The sequence below is a fragment of the Pontivivens marinum genome (assembly GCF_900231835.1).
GTDB lineage: Bacteria > Pseudomonadota > Alphaproteobacteria > Rhodobacterales > Rhodobacteraceae > Pontivivens > Pontivivens marinum.
Window position 1 is genome coordinate 794,998 of sequence record NZ_OCTN01000001.1, and the last position, 17,567, is coordinate 812,564.

At 59.7% G+C, this 17,567-nt stretch carries 17 protein-coding genes and 1 riboswitch; of the genes, 6 read left to right on the top strand and 11 right to left on the bottom strand.

What is annotated here, in order from left to right:
- Window positions 1-179 precede the first annotated feature (179 nt).
- Window positions 180-968: an exodeoxyribonuclease III gene (locus tag CR254_RS03975; RefSeq protein ID WP_097928492.1), complete on the top strand. Its 789-nt coding sequence runs from the start codon at window positions 180-182 to the stop codon at window positions 966-968.
- A complete protein-coding gene (locus tag CR254_RS03980; RefSeq protein ID WP_097928493.1) occupies window positions 965-1,690 on the top strand; it encodes an enoyl-CoA hydratase/isomerase family protein in 726 nt (241 codons plus the stop codon). Before CR254_RS03975 ends, CR254_RS03980 begins: the two co-directional genes overlap by 4 nt.
- Window positions 1,691-1,696: 6 nt before the next feature.
- On the opposite strand, the gene CR254_RS03985 is transcribed toward CR254_RS03980, so the two are convergent.
- From CR254_RS03985 to CR254_RS04025, 9 genes are all read right to left on the bottom strand, one after another.
- Complete coding sequence (locus tag CR254_RS03985; RefSeq protein WP_097928494.1) at window positions 1,697-3,007, bottom strand: branched-chain amino acid ABC transporter permease; 1,311 nt, start codon at window positions 3,005-3,007, stop codon at window positions 1,697-1,699.
- Window positions 3,004-4,011 carry a branched-chain amino acid ABC transporter permease gene (locus tag CR254_RS03990; protein WP_097928892.1) on the bottom strand — a complete coding sequence of 336 codons (1,008 nt, stop codon included), beginning with the start codon at window positions 4,009-4,011 and terminating at the stop codon, window positions 3,004-3,006. The genes CR254_RS03985 and CR254_RS03990 overlap by 4 nt, the downstream gene beginning before the upstream one ends.
- Window positions 4,012-4,066: 55 nt before the next feature.
- Window positions 4,067-4,537 carry a hypothetical protein gene (locus CR254_RS03995; RefSeq protein WP_097928495.1) on the bottom strand — a complete coding sequence of 157 codons (471 nt, stop codon included), beginning with the start codon at window positions 4,535-4,537 and terminating at the stop codon, window positions 4,067-4,069.
- 52 nt (window positions 4,538-4,589) lie between these two features.
- Window positions 4,590-4,979 (bottom strand): hypothetical protein, encoded by a 390-nt coding sequence (locus CR254_RS04000; RefSeq protein ID WP_097928496.1) that lies wholly within the window; start codon window positions 4,977-4,979, stop codon window positions 4,590-4,592.
- A 2-nt stretch (window positions 4,980-4,981) separates the two neighbouring features.
- Window positions 4,982-5,686, bottom strand: a complete 705-nt coding sequence (locus CR254_RS04005) for an ABC transporter ATP-binding protein (RefSeq protein ID WP_097928497.1) — start codon at window positions 5,684-5,686, stop codon at window positions 4,982-4,984.
- A 109-nt stretch (window positions 5,687-5,795) separates the two neighbouring features.
- Window positions 5,796-6,572: an ABC transporter ATP-binding protein gene (locus tag CR254_RS04010; protein WP_097928498.1), complete on the bottom strand. Its 777-nt coding sequence runs from the start codon at window positions 6,570-6,572 to the stop codon at window positions 5,796-5,798.
- 75 nt (window positions 6,573-6,647) lie between these two features.
- Entirely contained in the window at window positions 6,648-7,844 is a 1,197-nt protein-coding gene (locus tag CR254_RS04015) for an ABC transporter substrate-binding protein (protein ID WP_097928499.1), read from the bottom strand.
- A 123-nt stretch (window positions 7,845-7,967) separates the two neighbouring features.
- The gene (locus CR254_RS04020; RefSeq protein ID WP_097928500.1) at window positions 7,968-8,993 is read right to left on the bottom strand and encodes an asparaginase; all 1,026 of its coding nucleotides are present in this window, start codon (window positions 8,991-8,993) and stop codon (window positions 7,968-7,970) included.
- Window positions 8,986-9,603 carry a sigma-70 family RNA polymerase sigma factor gene (locus CR254_RS04025; RefSeq protein ID WP_245851372.1) on the bottom strand — a complete coding sequence of 206 codons (618 nt, stop codon included), beginning with the start codon at window positions 9,601-9,603 and terminating at the stop codon, window positions 8,986-8,988. Before CR254_RS04025 ends, CR254_RS04020 begins: the two co-directional genes overlap by 8 nt.
- Before the next feature lie 196 nt (window positions 9,604-9,799).
- Here CR254_RS04025 and CR254_RS04030 point away from each other — a divergent pair, with 196 nt between their 5' ends.
- From CR254_RS04030 to rlmN, 3 genes are all read left to right on the top strand, one after another.
- Complete coding sequence (locus tag CR254_RS04030; RefSeq protein ID WP_097928501.1) at window positions 9,800-10,336, top strand: invasion associated locus B family protein; 537 nt, start codon at window positions 9,800-9,802, stop codon at window positions 10,334-10,336.
- Between the two features lie 61 nt (window positions 10,337-10,397).
- Window positions 10,398-11,636 (top strand): DVUA0089 family protein, encoded by a 1,239-nt coding sequence (locus tag CR254_RS04035; RefSeq protein WP_097928502.1) that lies wholly within the window; start codon window positions 10,398-10,400, stop codon window positions 11,634-11,636.
- 248 nt (window positions 11,637-11,884) lie between these two features.
- Entirely contained in the window at window positions 11,885-13,054 is a 1,170-nt protein-coding gene (rlmN, locus tag CR254_RS04040) for a dual-specificity RNA methyltransferase RlmN (protein WP_097928503.1), read from the top strand.
- Between the two features lie 105 nt (window positions 13,055-13,159).
- Here rlmN and recQ read toward each other — a convergent pair whose 3' ends face one another.
- Window positions 13,160-15,214 (bottom strand): DNA helicase RecQ, encoded by a 2,055-nt coding sequence (recQ, locus tag CR254_RS04045; protein WP_097928894.1) that lies wholly within the window; start codon window positions 15,212-15,214, stop codon window positions 13,160-13,162.
- A 121-nt stretch (window positions 15,215-15,335) separates the two neighbouring features.
- Here recQ and CR254_RS04050 point away from each other — a divergent pair, with 121 nt between their 5' ends.
- Window positions 15,336-16,115 (top strand): mechanosensitive ion channel family protein, encoded by a 780-nt coding sequence (locus tag CR254_RS04050; protein ID WP_097928504.1) that lies wholly within the window; start codon window positions 15,336-15,338, stop codon window positions 16,113-16,115.
- A gap of 35 nt (window positions 16,116-16,150) precedes the next feature.
- On the opposite strand, the gene CR254_RS04055 is transcribed toward CR254_RS04050, so the two are convergent.
- Complete coding sequence (locus CR254_RS04055; RefSeq protein WP_097928505.1) at window positions 16,151-17,365, bottom strand: class I SAM-dependent RNA methyltransferase; 1,215 nt, start codon at window positions 17,363-17,365, stop codon at window positions 16,151-16,153.
- A 76-nt stretch (window positions 17,366-17,441) separates the two neighbouring features.
- Window positions 17,442-17,527: riboswitch (glycine riboswitch) on the top strand.
- Window positions 17,528-17,567: the final 40 nt, after the last annotated feature.

Here is a 17,567-nt window from a genome sequence, read left to right on the forward strand (position 1 = left end):
TGAACCATCGGTCGCCTCCCCCCCACGTTAGGCGATCGTGCCCGGCCACTTTTCCCCCCCTCCAAGGTGGCTGTTACAAGGGACTGCGCCTGATCCGTAAAACCGGATTGGGCGCTTTCTCTATTGAGGGTGCGCGTTCCATCGCAGACACTGCGCTTCAATCTGGATTGGAGCCTGAAATGACCGTCACCATTTGCACCTGGAACATCAATTCCGTCCGGCTTCGGGCCGACCTCGTGTTGCGATTGCTGGCGGAGCAGGCCCCTGACGTGCTGTGTTTGCAGGAAACCAAAAGTCCCGTTGATAAAATCCCGTTGGATGTCTTTGCCGCCGCTGGTTACGGCCATATCGTGGCTGAGGGGAACAAGGGCTATAACGGCGTCGCCATCCTGTCCCGCCTGCCCATCGTTGACGCCGGAACGCAACTGTTCTGCGATACGGGCCACGCCCGCCACTGCGCGGCACGGCTGGAAAACGGCCTGACGGTGCACAACTTCTACGTTCCTGCCGGCGGTGATATCGCCGATACCGAAGCAAACCCGAAATTCGCGCATAAGATGGAATTCCTCGCCAATATGGCAAAATGGGGGGCTGATAGCGCGCCGTCGAAATCCGTGCTGGTCGGCGATCTGAACATCGCCCCGCTTGAGGACGACGTCTGGTCCCACAAACAGCTGCTCAAGGTGGTGTCCCACACTCCGGTGGAGGTCGAGGCACTGGAAAAGGTCCGCACCGATGGCGGCTGGACCGACACAACCCGCGCCGATATCCCCGACGGAAAGCTATATTCGTGGTGGTCCTACCGGTCCAAGGATTGGTCCAACGCTGACAAAGGCCGCCGCCTAGACCATGTTTGGGCCACCCCAGATGCCAATCACGTTGCCGGATCGACCAAAATCCTGCGCGACGTGCGCGGTTGGGAGAAGCCATCGGACCACGCGCCAATCATCGCGGCCTTTAACCCGTGATTCGTCTGGAACGTGACGGTCCGATTGCCCGCATAATTCTGGACGCACCGGACCGCCGCAACGCCCTGCGCCTGACCGATATGGCAGAGCTGACAGACGCGCTGAGCGATATCGACGACAACACCGAACTGCGCGTCGCCGTCCTGACGGGGCGCGGATCGGTCTTTTGCGCCGGTGCCGATTTTGCGGAGCTTGAGGCGGGCAACCGCCCCGACATCCCCCTGACCGAGCTTTCGACTCAGATCACCGCCCTGCGCGTTCCGGTTATCGGGGCGTTTAATGGCGGTGTCTTTGGCGCGGGCCTCGATCTGGCGCTGGCCTGCGATTTACGGCTGGGCGTTACCGGCATGGTGGCACAGGTTCCAGCCGCCGCAATCGGTGTGCACTATCCGGGGGCAGCGATTGCCCGCGCCCAATCGCGCCTTGGTCATCTGGTCGCCAGCCGCCTGTTTCTGGCGGCCGAACGTCTGTCGGATGAACAATGCCGCGATGCCGGTCTGGTCAGCGACCTGATCGCACCTGACGATCTGGACGAGGCCTCAAACGCGCTGGCCACCCATGTGACCAAACTGGCACCGCTGTCAGTTGAGGGGATGAAGCGGTCCCTGAATCAGGGTGACAGTGCCCGCAAACGTGTCACCACCTGTTTTGCCAGCGCCGACCACGCCGAGGCATTGGCCGCACGCCGCGCAAAACGTCTGCCCCACTTCACCCGCAGCTAGACCCGCCTAACGGCGGATCTGCTCGGGGATCAGCCCCTTGGGGAAAAAGCGCAGCGTAATCAGCAGCACCAGCCCCATAATCATCAGGCGCATATGCGGCGCATTATCCATCAGATGCAGCCGCAATGCACTGTCCCCCGCCATGCCCGATGTCACAAACTCCATCGCCTGCGGCCCCCAGTTTTCGGCCTGTGTCCATGTGAACCAGATCAGAAAACCACCCAGAACAGCGCCCCAGTTGTTACCGGACCCACCGACGATCACCATCACCCAGATCAGGAAGGTATAGCGCAGCGGATTATAAGTCCCCGGCGTGAACAACCCGTCCATCGTGACCAACATCGCACCCGCGATCCCGACCACAGCCGACCCGAGGATAAAGACCTGCCGGTGCCGTGCGACCACATCCTTGCCCATCGCCTCCGCTGCGTCGCGGTTGTCACGAATGGCACGCATCATGCGGCCCCACGGCGAATGCAACGCGCGCTCCGTCAGCCACATCAGCAGCGCCAGAACGATCACGAACAGCAACGTATAGGAGCCGCGAACAAAGACGGTGGACGCCTCAATCGTTGTCATCCCGATATCCGCAGCAAAGCTGATGAACCAGTCCGAGGCTTGCAGCTCAATCGCGCTCGGCACAGGGCTATCGAGACCCGAGACGTTCTTCACCCCCCGCGCCAACCAGTCCTCGTTTTTCAGCACCGCCAGCACGATCTCCGAAATACCCAGCGTCGCAATCGCCAGATAATCCGACCGCAGCCCCAGCGCGATGCGCGAAATCAGGAACGCCGCACCGCCCGCGAACAGGCCACCCACCAGCCAGCTAAAGATAACGGGCAGGCCCGCACCGCCAATATTGCCATAGATCGTCGGGTCCAGCGCCTCAATCGCGCCCACCGCAGGACCAAAGAACTGCCGCGCCGCCGCATATCCCGCGATTAGCAACAGCACCGTTATCAGCCCGCGCCCGCGCTGCGGCAAATGCTTTCGCACCCAGCCAACAGCAACCGCCGCCGCCAGAATCGACAGGAACGAGGCGACCAGCCCCAGCCCGCCGACGGACCAAGCCTCACCGCGGATAGGCTCGCTAACCAACACCGCCGCCACACCGCCAAGCGCGGCAAACCCCATGATCCCGACATTAAACAGGCCTGCATAGCCCCACTGGATGTTAACCCCCAGCGCCATAATGCCCGAGATCAGGCACATGTTCAGGATCGCGAGCGCCAGCGGCCAGCTCTGCGCGAAACCAACCGCAACCAGTGCGGCAAACATCAGCGAATATAGCAGAATGATACGAACGGACTGGCTCATACGACCTTCCCCCGGAACAGCCCCGTGGGCCTAACCAACAATACCACGACCAGAATGACGAAGCTGACCGCGAATTTGTAATCGGTGCTCAGCAATTGCATCAGGCCATCCGGCTCCCATCCGGGCACAATATAGCCGAGAAATTTCTTATAGGCATAGGTCACCGTCACCTCGCTAAAGGCGATGACAAACCCGCCCGCAATGGCCCCCACAGGGTTGCCAATTCCGCCAACAATGGCCGCTGCGAATATCGGCAGCAGCAATTGGAAATAGGTGAACGGCTTGAACGACTTGTCCAGCCCGTACAGCACACCGGCTACGGTCGCCAGACCGGCGGCAATCACCCATGTCCAGAACACGACCTTCTTGGGATCAATGCCCGACAGCAGCGCCAGATCCTCGTTATCGGAATAGGCGCGCATCGCCTTGCCCATGCGCGAATGGTTCAGGAACCGGAACAGCGCAATCACCACGAGGATCGCAACCACAACAGTAATCACCTGCGTTGTGCGCAGGGCCAGCCCCTCGTCCAATCCGGTCATATCCTTGAAGTCACGGGCGCGAATAACGAACCGTTCACCATCGGCAAAGCGTTGGTCGTCCGGCCCGATCAGCAGGCGCGTCAGACCGTTCAGCACGAACATCACCCCGACCGAGGAGATCACAAACACCACCGAGGCTGATCGCTTCGCGCGGTAAAAACTGTAAACCGCCTTATCCATGACCAGCGACATCGCCACCGCCGCCGCGATCCCGACCGGCAGCGCCAGCAGCGCCGTGGGCAAGACGCCCAGATTGACGCCCATGCTTTGCAGCCACCACGTAAACAGGATCGTCGCTGCTGTGCCGAACGCCATCAGATCGCCATGGGCGAAATTCGAAAAACGCAACACCGCGTAGATCAGCGTTACACCCAGCGCCCCCAGCGCCAGTTGCGCGCCATAGGCCATTCCGGGGATCAGCACGAAATTCGAAAACAGAACAATCGCGTTGAGAATATCAATCATATCACTCGCTCCACGCCGCTACGGCGTACGATGTCGGGACAGGTCGCCGCATTCATGCCGCCTCCTCCACGATCCAGTCACAGGTTCCGCTGCCTTGGGCCGAAGCGGATGCGATGTCCGCTTCCTGCCCGTCCTGTAAGGCATAGAGGAAATCGAAATTCAGATTTTGCAGCACGCTTACCGTGATTTCACCCCGATCGGGCTGCCACTGAACATATTGCCGCCAATAGCGCGGGTCGCGATCCGCCGTAAATACACCGCGCAACTGCCCACCGCGCCCGTCCATTCGCAGATAGGACCGGCCATGCGCACCCTGCGTGATCAGCACGAAATCCGCGGGTTTGCCGACCTCGCAATTCCCGTTCACGCACCATTGGGCAAAGGCGCAGGCCAGACGCGGTGCCGCCTGCGCCGCCGCGCGCCGCGCCATGGTGATCTGGTTCACATTCCACCAGACTGCCCCTGCGATCAGCGCAAAGAACACGCCCAGAAACGCCACAAAGCTAAGGTTCGCCTTGCTCATTCTCGAACCAATATTGAAACCAGCAGAACTACTAAGCGCAAATTTTCCACATTCACTCACCTTCGCAAACATAATGCTCAACACCCGCTCCACCGTGCATTGTTTCGAGATAAGCAATTGATAGATAATCCGATTCGCCCGGCAACGTCAGAATGCTGACGCCATACTCAGTCAGTCCAAAGTGCGCATCAATATTGTGGTCTTTGCCAAATTCAGACCACTCGAACCCATTATAGCCAGAAACGACATTCGGCGCAGATGGTGTCGAGAAAAAGAAGTACTCCGTATCATTGGCGTAGGTTTCGCAGTTTTGAATAGGTTCCGTTGTCGGCTCTACGTAGCAATAGCTCTGAAGAGAGCATCGCAAAAACATCTCAGCTTTTGCCGCGTGCCCCACCCCTAGAAAAAGTAATATCGCAGTTCCCAGCCATACCATGTGCATACTCAGCCCCCCAGAAACGTGCGACGAACCTCGGGATTCGCCAACAGGGCCTCACCGGTATCGGTCCACGCATTGGCGCCCTGCACCAGCACATATCCCTTATCCGCAATGTTCAACGCTTGGCGGGCGTTCTGCTCTACCATCAGGATAGCGATGCCGGTGCGCGCCACCTCGATGATACGGTCGAACAATTCATCCATCACGATGGGCGACACGCCGGCCGTCGGCTCGTCCAGCATCAGCAGTTTGGGCTCCGTCATCAGCGCACGGCCAACCGCAACCTGCTGGCGCTGCCCGCCAGATAATTCGCCTGCGGGCTGTTTGCGTTTTTCGCGCAGGATCGGGAACAGGTCAAAAACCTGCTCCATCGTTGGCATGAAATCATCGCGCCGCAGATAAGCCCCCATTTCGAGATTTTCCTGAACACTCATCGTTGTGAACACGTTCGAGGTTTGCGGCACAAACCCCATCCCCATCGCCACACGTTCCTGCGGCGACAGGTTGGTGATGTCATTGCCGTCCAGCGTCACGGTGCCCGCGCGCAATGGCAGCATCCCGAAAACGGCCTTCATCGCGGTGGATTTGCCCGCGCCGTTGGGGCCGACGATCACTGCGATCTCGCCTTGCTCCACGCTGATTTCGCAATCATGCAGAATATCCGCCGCGCCATACCCGCCGGTCATGGCCTCCGCCCTTAGGAAACTCATAGCGGCCCCTCCACGAAGAATTTTATTCTGCCAGCCATAGAGCAGCCGGAAAGCAGCCCTATAGCAGCCATCTGATTTGTGCTGAAACCGGCGGCAATCGGAATAATATTCATGCCGGTTCCTTGTTTTTCAGACCGGTGCCCAGATAGGCCTCGATCACGCGCTCATCCGATTTCACGGCCTCAACATCGCCCTGCGCCAGCACCTTGCCCTCAGCCATCACAATGACCGGATCGCAAAGCCGCGAGATAAAGTCCATGTCGTGCTCAATCATGCAGAACGTATAGCCGCGCTCACGGTTAAGCCGCTGAATCGCATCACCAATTGTGTTGAGCAGGGTGCGGTTCACGCCTGCGCCCACCTCATCCAGAAACACGATCTTGGCATCCACCATCATCGTGCGGCCCAGCTCCAACAGCTTTTTCTGACCGCCAGACAGGTTGCCTGCCAGCTCATCCGCGACATGACTAATCTCAAGAAAATCAATAACATCGTCCGCTTTTTCGCGGATCGCCTGCTCCTGCGCGCGCACCTGACCGGGCCGCAACCACGCATCCAGCAGGTTCTCACCCTTTTGCGCGTCTGGCACCATCATCAGGTTATCGCGCACCGTAAGTGTCGAGAATTCATGGGCAATTTGGAATGTCCGCAGCAGCCCCTTGTGGAACAGCTCATGCGGGGCCAGGCCGGTAACGTCCTCACCATCCAGAAACACCCGTCCGGATGTGGGCGTGTAATGCCCTGCTACCACGTTGAAAAGCGTGGTTTTTCCCGCGCCATTAGGGCCGATCAGACCCGTGATGGAGCCCTTCTCGATCTCGATACTCGCGCCATCAACGGCACGGATGCCACCGAAATGCATGTGAAGGTCTTCGACCCGGATCATGCGTTCACCCCGACTTTAACAAAGAGGCCCGGAGTTTCCTCCGGGCCATTTTTCACTTTAACTACAGAACGATACTTAGCGAACGCCCATGGTTTCAAAGCCACCATCGATGACTTCCAGCTCACGATAGGAACCAGCAGCCTCACCCGGTCCGATCAGCTCAACACCAGTCGCGCCGACATAGTTGACCTCGCCACCAGCAGCCAGAATAGCCAATGCCGCGCCCAACTGACCCGGTGCAATCGGCGTGCCCGGTGCGTTAGCGACGTTCAGGATATTCGCCTGAATACCAACGCGATCGGTCGAACCAGCCGCCTGCGCAGCAAGGATAATCAGCGCTGCGGCGTCATAGCTTTCACCACGATAGGGGCCGTCACCCTCAATACCATTGGCCTTTGCCATCGCATCAAAGAACGCGAAACCATCGCTATCCGAACCCGGTGCAGTACCGAAGGAACCATTGATGTCCGAACCGAAGCCCTCGGTCAGGCTGTCGCCGATCATGCCGTCGCCCAGAACGAAGGTATCAAATGCGCCGGTATCGATGGCGGACTGGATGATGCCACGGCCACCCTGATCGACATAACCGAACACGGCCAGCGCATCTGCACCGGCAGCGGCCAGTGCGCCAACCTCGGCGGAGTAATCGCCCTTGCCGTCCTCATGCGCGGCGACAATCTCGACCGAGCCGCCAGCTGCCTCGAACGCGGCCTGGAATGCATCGGCAAGGCCAAGGCCGTAATCGTTGTTGGTATAGGTGATGGCCAGCGAATCGATGCCACGCTCGGCTACGATTTCGGCCAGAACCTCACCCTGACGGGCATCGGACGGGGCCGTGCGGAAGAAGAAGCCGTTATCATCGATAGAAGACAGCGCAGGCGATGTTGCGGATGGGCTGATCGAAACCACACCGTTTGGCACGGCTACGTTGCTGGCAATCGCGGTGGTCACGCCGGAACAATCCGCGCCCATCAGGCCGATGACGTTATCGCCGGTGACCAGACGTTCCGCAGCAGCAGTTGCCGCGCCCGCATCGATGCAGGTCGAGTCTGCGCGCACAGAGGCGAGCAGCGTACCGTTAAGAAAAGCACCGGATGTGTTTGCCTCGGCAATGGCCAGCTCCGCGCCGGCAGCCATGTCAGGTGCCAGCGATTCGATAGGGCCGGTGAAGCCCAGAATGATGCCGATATTCGCTGTTTCGGCGTGACTATCCGCCAGCGCACTGGTCGAGGCGAGCGCCGCAATGGCTGTGCCGATCAGAAACTTCTTCATGTGGTAGTCTCCCGTTATTTTCTTGACTGCCTGCATCAAAGGCAAGTTGCCTGCGATTGACAAGAGGCAAAGAATATTGGGCACGTGCCCGACTATCTTTCAGGTTTAATCGTGATCTACCGACTAGAGTTTCGCACCATCAGCCCACAAGCCGACTGACGGTCGAATATCGCCGGTAACAGTACCACGCCAATTGCGCAGCGTTGGCGTTAGACGTTTTGCGATCATCGGATGCGCAGGGTCGGCCACGCCCAGCCGCGCCAACAGTGCCGCGATGGCACATTCGGCGCCACGGGTTGTGCCATCCTCGATCTTCAGCGCGACGCCCAGCTTTTGCTCAGGCAGAATGGCGATGAACACAGCCTCGGCACCGGTTTTGATGGCGGTGGCATTTGGCATTGCGGCCATCATCTCGGAACAGGCGCGCCCCTCACCTGCCACCAGCAGGGGATGTTGACGCATCGCGGCGACCAAGCGTTCCGCCGCCGCACCACGCACACCGCCCAAACTGGACGGATCAGCCATGCGGGCCATAGCGCGCGCAAAACCGTGCAGCGAACTGGCGTGATTGGGCGCAGAACAGCCGTCGATTCCGAAGCCCGGTGAGGTTTCGCCGGTCATTTCCTCGTAGGCATCCTTGACCATACGCTGCACGGGGTGGTCGATCTCGTGGTAATCGGCACCGCCGCCCAGATGTTTGTTCAGCGTCAGAAAACCTGCATGTTTTCCCGAGCAATTGTTGTGAAGCTGGCATGCCCCCTCACCCGTTGCGCGCAGGCGATCCGCCTCTGGCCCGTCGGTGGGGAACTGGTTACCACAGCGCAGGTCGCTCTCGCCCAGATCCAATGTGCCCAGCCAGTCGGAAACCCGCTCCGTATGGATCAATGCGCCCTTATGCGAGGCGCAGGACAGGGCCAGTTGTTCCGTGCCCAGACCAGCCGCATCGGCAGCGCCGCTTTCGATCAGGGGCAAGGCTTGCAGCATTTTGCACGACGAGCGGGGATAGATGATCGCCTCGGGCGCGCCCCATTGCGCGACGATCTCACCATCGGAGCGACAAATAACCGCGTGGCCGCGATGGGTCGATTCCAGAATGTCACCACGCCAAACCTCAACCAGCTCTGCTGCATCATTGGATCGGTTAGTCATCGCGCAATTCTCCTAGCATCTGTTCCCCCAGTCGTTCGCGCAATCGCGCAAAGGCGAGGCGGACTCTGGATTTCACTGTTCCTAACGCCAAGCCGTCGCGTTGTGCAATTTCCGCTTGGCTCAACCCGTCAAAGAAGGTGGCGTGCAGCACATCGCGTTGTACCGATGGCAATTCGACCAAGGCATCGCGGATAATCTGCGCCCGCTGCGTTTGGCCCAGAACGGCGGAGGCATCTGCCTCCGGCTCTGGCTGGAAATAGGGGTCTAACCGGTCGAAATCGCGGCGCATATTGCTGCGAATCACGTCGATACGGCGGTTGCGCGCAATGGCAAATATCCAGGTCGATGCACCGGCGCGCGCAGGATCAAAGCTGGCCGCCTTGCGCCAAACCTGCACCATGACCTCCTGCGCGACCTCCTCGGCCTGCTCATCCGGCATGGCATAGCGCAGCAGGAATGATTTCACCCGTCCGGCGAACCGCCCGAACAATTCGGCAAAGGCGGCGCGGTCCTGCGTGGCGATTCGCAACAGCAATTGGGAATCGTCTGCCAATGCGACATCACAGCCCGTCATTGACGGTGTTAGCAGATGCGGATCAATTTCCGACACTGGGTGGCGTCCTTGCTCGGTGTCACGTACCCTCGCCACAAAGGCGAAAAATCCGCTTGCGGGGTAGCGTATGCAACCCCCTTGCAGATACATTATCGGAGCCGGACCCAATATTGGCAAGGTTCAGAAATTTGAGGCGATCGCGCACCAAGCCGTCCACACGAGACAGCATTGCGCATCAACGAAGGAGCAGGACATGAAGGCCAGTTTCATCGCTACGATCACGGTTCTAGCCGCGCTTGGCAGCGCAGTCGCAACCGGTGCATCAGCACAGGAACAAACAACACGGGTCGACGCCCATGAGCGTTGGAGCGTTTTCGAAAGCGAGGGCAGCTCATCCGAGTGCTGGATCGCATCCGCCCCCACATCCAGCCGCGCAACGCGCAACGGATCAACGGTTCAGGTCAACCGCGGGAAAATCCTGCTGATGGTCACAAACCGTCCAGGGCAAAGCGTGGCGAACGAGGTCAGCTATACCGGCGGTTATCCGTTCCGCGACGGATCCTCCGTCACCGTTACAGTCGGCGGTCAGGATTTTGAATTCTACACACGCGGCGAATGGGCATGGCCATCGTCACCGGCAGATGACCAGCGGGTCGTTGCAGCGATGCGTGCAGGCGCAGATGCACGGATCGTCGGAATGTCTGCCCGTGGCACGACCACAACCGACTCAGTATCGTTGATCGGCTTCACTGCCGCGCTCAACAATGCTGCGGGACGATGTGCGTCATGATACCGACATCGGTGTAATGAGAACTTAAGTTCCGCCTACTGCAAGATTGGGAGAATACGAGATGAACCTGAAAAAACTCACGGTTACCAGCTGTCTACTTCTTGGAGCGTCGGCGCTACCCGCGATGGCACAGGACGATACCTCTGCGCTTTGCGGCGGGTCCGGTGCAGATGCGCTATGGGCGGGCGGAACTCAGGACATGTCCGATATCAGCTCGGCTGAGGATTACCTCGGCCTTGTCGGCAACATTCCCGCCGGTGGCGAACTGACGACATTGTTCACAGTCAGCAGCCCGATCATGGTTCGGATGGAGGCAGCCCCCACGGAATCCGGCGATACCGTGATTGAGCTTCAGGACGCGAACGGCATGTACATCCTGTCCGACGATGATGGCGGCGGGTTCCTCTCCTCACGTGCCGAGGCACAGCTGGATCCGGGCACCTATTGCCTGGTCGCCACCAGCTATGATGGCGCTGATCTGCTGGCCGAATTGCGTGTTTCACGCATGGAGCATGAAACGCTGACATCCGGCAGTTCCGGTGGGTATAGCGCAGTTTGCGAACCTTCGACCGAGGCAACTCCCTTCCGCCCCGAGGGCGCGCTGGACAGCGTGCTGGCCGAAGGTATCTCCAGCACGAACACCATCAGCCAGACGCCGTTCTATCGCTTCACACTGGATTCGACGCAAAGCCTCAGCATCACCGCTGAAAACCCGAACGCCGATCCTGTGCTGTCGCTCTATGACGACTTCGGCCAATTGCTGGCAGAAAACGACGATTTCGACGGGCTGAATTCCCGCATCGATTTCATCGACGGGCTTCAGGCAGGCACATATTGCATCGCGCTCGAATCGCTTAGCGACGAATTTGCACCTGTAACCGTAACGGTCAGTGAGTTCAGCGAGCAGCAATACATGCAGAACCTGTACAACATGGCAGATGCCAGCCCACCGCTGGATGGCAGCTATCCGGTTGAGGCACTGGGCACGCTAGACACCCGCCTGCGCCGCGATGTGCGTGACGGCGACAACCTGACTTGGTTCAGCTTCGAAGTGACCGAATCCGGTCTGGTATTGATTGAAGGCATCGCAACCGCAGGCAGTGACCCAATGCTGACCCTGTTCGATGATCTGGGACGTCGCATCGACCAGAACGACGATATCGGCGGCAGCTACGATTCGCAGATCGCGGCACGTGTGAACCCCGGCACCTATGTGCTCGCGGTTGGTCGGCCCGGTGGCTATTACGGCACCCCCGGCATGACACGTCTGGCAATCCAGCGGTTCGTAACCGCCCAGTAATTGCCCTGACGGCAGCGTTTATGATTGAGGCGGACCGGATGTTAACGCATCTGGTCCGTTTTGCTATTCCGGGTGCACAGAGCATTCCATTGCGTAACCGCAACGATGGCGGGCTGCACCACGAGGCCCCCTGATTTATCGTCCGTATAGTCACATCCGCTGACATCTGGCCAAGCACCGCAATATTTGCTAAGGAGCGGTCTACGCCTCCTCCTCACCGGGGAGGCGTCTTTGTTGGAGTATGACCGATGACCGATGCCACAGCCCCCATCACGCAGGATCTGATGACGATCAAGCGTGCGCCCATTGTCGGATTGCCAAACCTGGTTGGCATGACACGACCACAGCTGCGCGAAGCACTGATTGGTGCCGGAACGCCTGAAAAACAGGCGAAAATGCGCGTGGGGCAGGTCTGGAGCTGGATCTACAACAAGGGCGTCTATGATTTCGAGTCCATGACCAATCTGGCAAAGCCGTTCCGCGCGATGCTGGCCGAAAATTTCCGCGTGACGCTGCCCGAAATCGTGACCAAGCAAGTTTCGACAGATGGCACCCGCAAGTACCTGTTGCGCATCGAGGGCGGGCACGAGGTTGAGGCCGTCTACATCCCCGAAAAGGATCGCGGAACGCTGTGTATCTCATCCCAAGTGGGCTGCACGCTGACCTGCTCGTTCTGCCATACCGGCACGCAAAAGCTGGTTCGCAACCTGACCCCCGCCGAGATTATTGGCCAGGTTCTGCTGTGCCGCGATGATCTGGGCGAGTGGGAAAAGGGACCGGATGACAAGCGCCTGCTGTCCAACATCGTTCTGATGGGCATGGGTGAGCCGCTGTACAATTTCGATGCCGTGCGCGACGCGATGAAAATCGCGATGGACCCGGAGGGCGTCGCCCTGTCTCGCCGCCGCATCACCCTGTCCACATCCGGCGTTGTGCCTGAAATCATCCGCACCGGCGATGAAATCGGCTGTATGCTGGCAATCTCCTTCCACGCGACGACAAATGATGTGCGCGACAAACTGGTCCCGATCAACAAGCGCTGGAACATCGACGCCCTGCTACAGGCCTGCCGCGACTATCCACGGCTCAGCAATTCCGAGCGGATCACCTTTGAATATGTCATGCTGCGCGGCATCAATGACAGTGATGAGGACGCCCACCGTCTGGTTAAATTGATCGACGGCATTCCGGCGAAGATCAACCTAATCCCGTTCAACCCATGGCCCGGCGCGCCCTATGAACGCTCCACCCGCAAACGGATCGAGGCATTCGGCGACATCGTGAACGCCGCCGGTTATGCCAGCCCCGTTCGCCGCCCCCGTGGCGAGGATATCATGGCCGCCTGTGGTCAGTTGAAATCCGCAACCGAGCGTGAGCGGAAATCCCGTAAACAAATCGCCGAGGAAGCCGGTTTGTAAGAAAGCTGCCTGCGGCGCGGATATTTCCAGAATGCGATATGGTCAGGCAATACCAAGCCCCTACGGCCTCGCATTCGCTAAATATCCCCGCCGGAGGCTCAGCTATCAGCCATGTTCAGCGATGAGGGCTATGAAATCCGCCCCGAACCGCTGCACCCGCGCCTCATCCATCCCCTTGATCCGTGACAATGCGTCGATGCTGCTCGGCTTTGCCTCGGCAATGCGGGCGATGGTGGTGGTGGGGCAGTCTAGCCGCTTGGCCGTGCCATCGCTGCCATAGGCCAGATCGCGCTGCATTTCGTGTAAGCGATCCAGCAGGTCGCCATTGCCCCGTGCGGCGGCTTTCATTTTCGCGGGATGCACCTCTGGCTCGGCATCGCCTGTCAGTACCTCTAGGAAGATGCGGCCGAACTTCTCCAGCTTCTTTGCGCCAACGCCGGGCAATGCGGCAAAGGCATCCAGATTTTGCGGTTTCGCATCCACCATCGCAACCAATGTACGGTCGGGAAAGATGACATAGGCGGGCACTTTTGCTGCCTCGGCCAGTTCGCGCCGTTTGGATTTCAGCGCCCATAGTAGCGGCTCGTCGGCCTCCTGCACCATCGCCTCAACTCGTGGACGCTTGCGATCGCGGCGGTCGATGCTGTCCTTGCGCAATGTCAGGCTTTGCTCACCCTTCAGGATCGGGCGGGCGGCTTCGGTCAGACGCAGCGCGTTGTGGCGCGAGGGGTCGGGGCGCACCAGATCCAGCGCCATGAGCTGCCGGAACAGGGTTTGCCACTGCTTGCGGCTATATTCACGACCAATGGCGAAGGTTGAGATTTTGTCATGGCCGCGGGCCAGAACTTTCTCCGTTTCCTCACCCAACAGAATGTCGATCAGATGGCTGGCCCCGAACCACTCCTCGGCGCGGAACACGGTGGACAGGGCCTTACGCGCCGCATCTGTCGCATCAAAGGTTTCGGGCTTGTCGATGCACAGGTCACAATTGCCACAGGGCTGGGGCATAACCTCACCGAAATAGGCCAACAGGGTTTGGCGGCGACAGACTGGTGCCTCGGCCAGCGCGAGCAATGTGTTCAGGCGGGCATGATCGGCCTGCTTACGCTCAACATGGGCCAGACCCTCCTCGATCTGCGCGCGGCGCAGACGGATATCGTCGGGACCGTAGAGTGTTAGCGTTTCCGCCGGATCACCGTCGCGGCCTGCGCGGCCGATTTCCTGATAGTAACTCTCGATACTTTTGGGCAGATCGGCGTGCATCACGTAGCGGATGTCGGGTTTATCGACGCCCATGCCGAACGCAATGGTGGCGACAACGACAAGACCATCCTCGGTCTGGAACCGCGCCTCGGCCTGTCGCCGGTCGTCGGGGTCCATGCCTGCATGATAGCTGAGCGCGCTAACGCCTGCTTCGCGTAGAGCCTGCGCCAGCACCTCCGTCTTGTTCCGCGAGGCGGCGTAGATGATGCCGGATCGCCCCTTGCGCGCCACAGCGAAGTCCAGCAACTGGCGGCGGGGTTGGTTCTTGGCCTGAAATGCGAGCGTCAGGTTGGGGCGGTCGAACCCTTGCAGGAATGTCCGTGGCTCGGCCCCATCGAACAGGCGCTCAACGATTTCAGCACGGGTTTCGGCATCGGCGGTGGCGGTAAAGGCGGTGGTTTGCACGCCCAGCGTTCGGCGCAGCTCACCAATGCGCAGGTAATCGGGCCGGAAATCGTGGCCCCACTGGCTGACGCAATGGGCCTCATCCACCGCTATCATAGTAACACCAGCGCGGCGCAGCAGACGTTCTGTCCCACCAGCGGCCAGACGTTCGGGCGCGATATATAGCAGGCGCAAAGTGCCATCATCGATGGCGGCAAAGACTTCCTCGTTCTCCTCCTCCGTATTGGCGGAGGTTAGCGCACCGGCCACAACACCTGCCGCATGCAGGGCACGGACCTGATCGCGCATCAGGGCAATCAGCGGGGAAATCACGACCGTCACGCCATCCCGCGCCAGCGAGGGTAGCTGATAGCACAGCGACTTTCCTCCACCGGTGGGCATAATCGCCAGCACATCCTGACCGGCGGCCACGGCCTCGACGATTTCCTCCTGTCCGGGGCGGAAGCCGTCAAAGCCGAATACGGATGAGAGAAGCGGGGTCAAATCGTTCATGGGGGCGGGTTTAACGGCCTTCGGCGGCAGCTTCCAGACGCGATCCGCGACGGCAGGCTTGGCAATCGGGTCCAATGCCGCATATCCATGCGCCAAATGTGCATAAATAGGAGAATATGAAATGGAATGGTGGCTTGAGCTAATCTTTGACGTCCTCGTCGCGGGCGTCATCGCAATTGTGGCGTTTATCGTCGCAGGTTTCGTGAACCGGCAGATCCGCAACCTTGGCAAACGGCATGAGCGCTTTGACGAGACGCTGTTCAACTTCCTCGGCACGGTTGCGCGCTATGTGGTTCTGACCTTTGCGCTGATCTTTATTCTGGCGCGCTTTGGCATTCAGACCGCGTCACTGATCGCGGTTATCGGTGCTGCCGGTTTGGCCATTGGTCTGGCATTGCAGGGCACGCTGTCTAACCTTGCCTCGGGTCTGATGCTGCTGGCATTCCGCCCGTTCAAGATCGGCGATTATATCGAGGCAGGCGGGCAAAGCGGCACCGTCACCGAAATCGCGCTGTTTACATGTGAGCTGACGACCCCTGACAACATTCAGGTCTTTGTTCCCAATGGCGATATCTGGTCCGGCGCGATCCGAAATTACAGCTTCCACGACAATCGCCGCGTCGATCTGGTTTTCGGCGTTGGCTACGGCGCGAACCTGAAGTTGGCCGAGGAGGTCATCCGCGCCACCCTGGCCCAGGAAGAGCGCATTCACGACGATCAGCCAATTTTCGTGAAAGTTACCTCGCTGGGTGACAGCTCGGTTGATTTCACGGTTCGTGTCTGGGCCTCCAGCGCGGATTTCTGGAACGTGAAGTTCGATCTGATGCAGGCCGTGAAGGAAGCGATGGATGCCGCGAATATCGACATCCCGTTCCCCACACGCACGATCATCAACGCGTAAAGCATATTTTGCGGGCGGTTCACGCCGCCCGCAGATCACTTGGTAAAGGTGGCCGTCAATTCGATATGCGGCGACCAACGGAACTGGTCGATCACCCGAACCGATCCCATCGTGTAACCCGCATTGGTCAGCACCTCCGCATCGCGGGCAAAGGTCACGGGATTGCAGGACACAAACACAATCGTCTTGATCGCGCTTTGCGCCAGCTCCGCGATTTGCGAGGCGGCACCTGCGCGGGGCGGATCGATGACAACAGCGTCATAGCCCTTTAGCTCACTCGACAACATCGGGCGGCGGAACAGGTCACGGTTTTCCGTGGTGATCCGGTGCAATGCACCCTCGGTCCGGCGCCAGGCGGTTTCCAGCGCGGACAACATCGGGCCATCGTTTTCCACAGCATGAATTTCGGCATTTTCGGCCAGCGGCAGGGCAAATGTGCCGCAACCCGCAAACAGATCGACAATGCGCGATGCTTTGCCGACTGCCTGCTTGACCGTGGCCAGCAATGCGGCCTGACCGTGCGGGGTCGCCTGTAGGAACGCACCGGGCGGCGGCACGACACGGGCGCGGCCCATACGCTGTATCGGCGCATTGGCGCTGACGATCACCTCATCATTCCATGTCAGACGGGCGAGGTTGTGGCGGGTCGCGATCTCCGCCAGTTGGGGCAGCATCGGCCGCTCCAACTCATGCGCCTCATCAACGAACACATCCAGACCGGCCACGGACAGCGTCACGGACAGGCGAATCGTTGAGTTGCGGGACGCACCGATTGCGGTCAGTTCCTCCAGCGCGGGCATTGCGGCCAACACCTTGGGATCGACAACAGTGCATTCCTCAATCTCAACCAACTGGTTCGATCCGCGCTGGTGAAAGCCGACGCTGACCCCCTTGCGCGTGCGCCGTCCACCAAACACCGCGCGGCGGCGTGTGCCCGCAGGCGAGGTCGCCAAACCGCCAAATTTCATCTCGATACTGCGCGCGGACAGGGCGCGCCGCACGACATCGACCTTCCACTCCGCCACGAACGCATCTGCGCCATGCTGCACAGCGCATCCGCCACAGGTGCCGAAATGTTTGCACAATGGGTCCACACGGTGGGGCGATGCCGTCACCACGTTTTGCAAATCGCCCTTGGCGTTTACCTCAACCACTTCACCCGGCAAGGTATAGGGCACAAAGCGTTCACCCCCGCCCTGCACCACGCCGTCGCCCTGATGGCCGAGCCTGTCTATCGTAATTTGTTCCATACATGCGCGATACACTGACAATCGACTGACCGCAGCAAAAAAACTTGCTCACGCAGCGAAGCGTGCATAATGTGCCGCCATCTCACCGGGAGAACGCGGTTCGCCGCTGCCGAAGGAGCAACCGCCCCGGAAACTCTCAGGTTACAGGACCGGTGGGATAGCTAAAACTCTGGAGAGAGGCGCACGCGCCCGCCGACGGGAT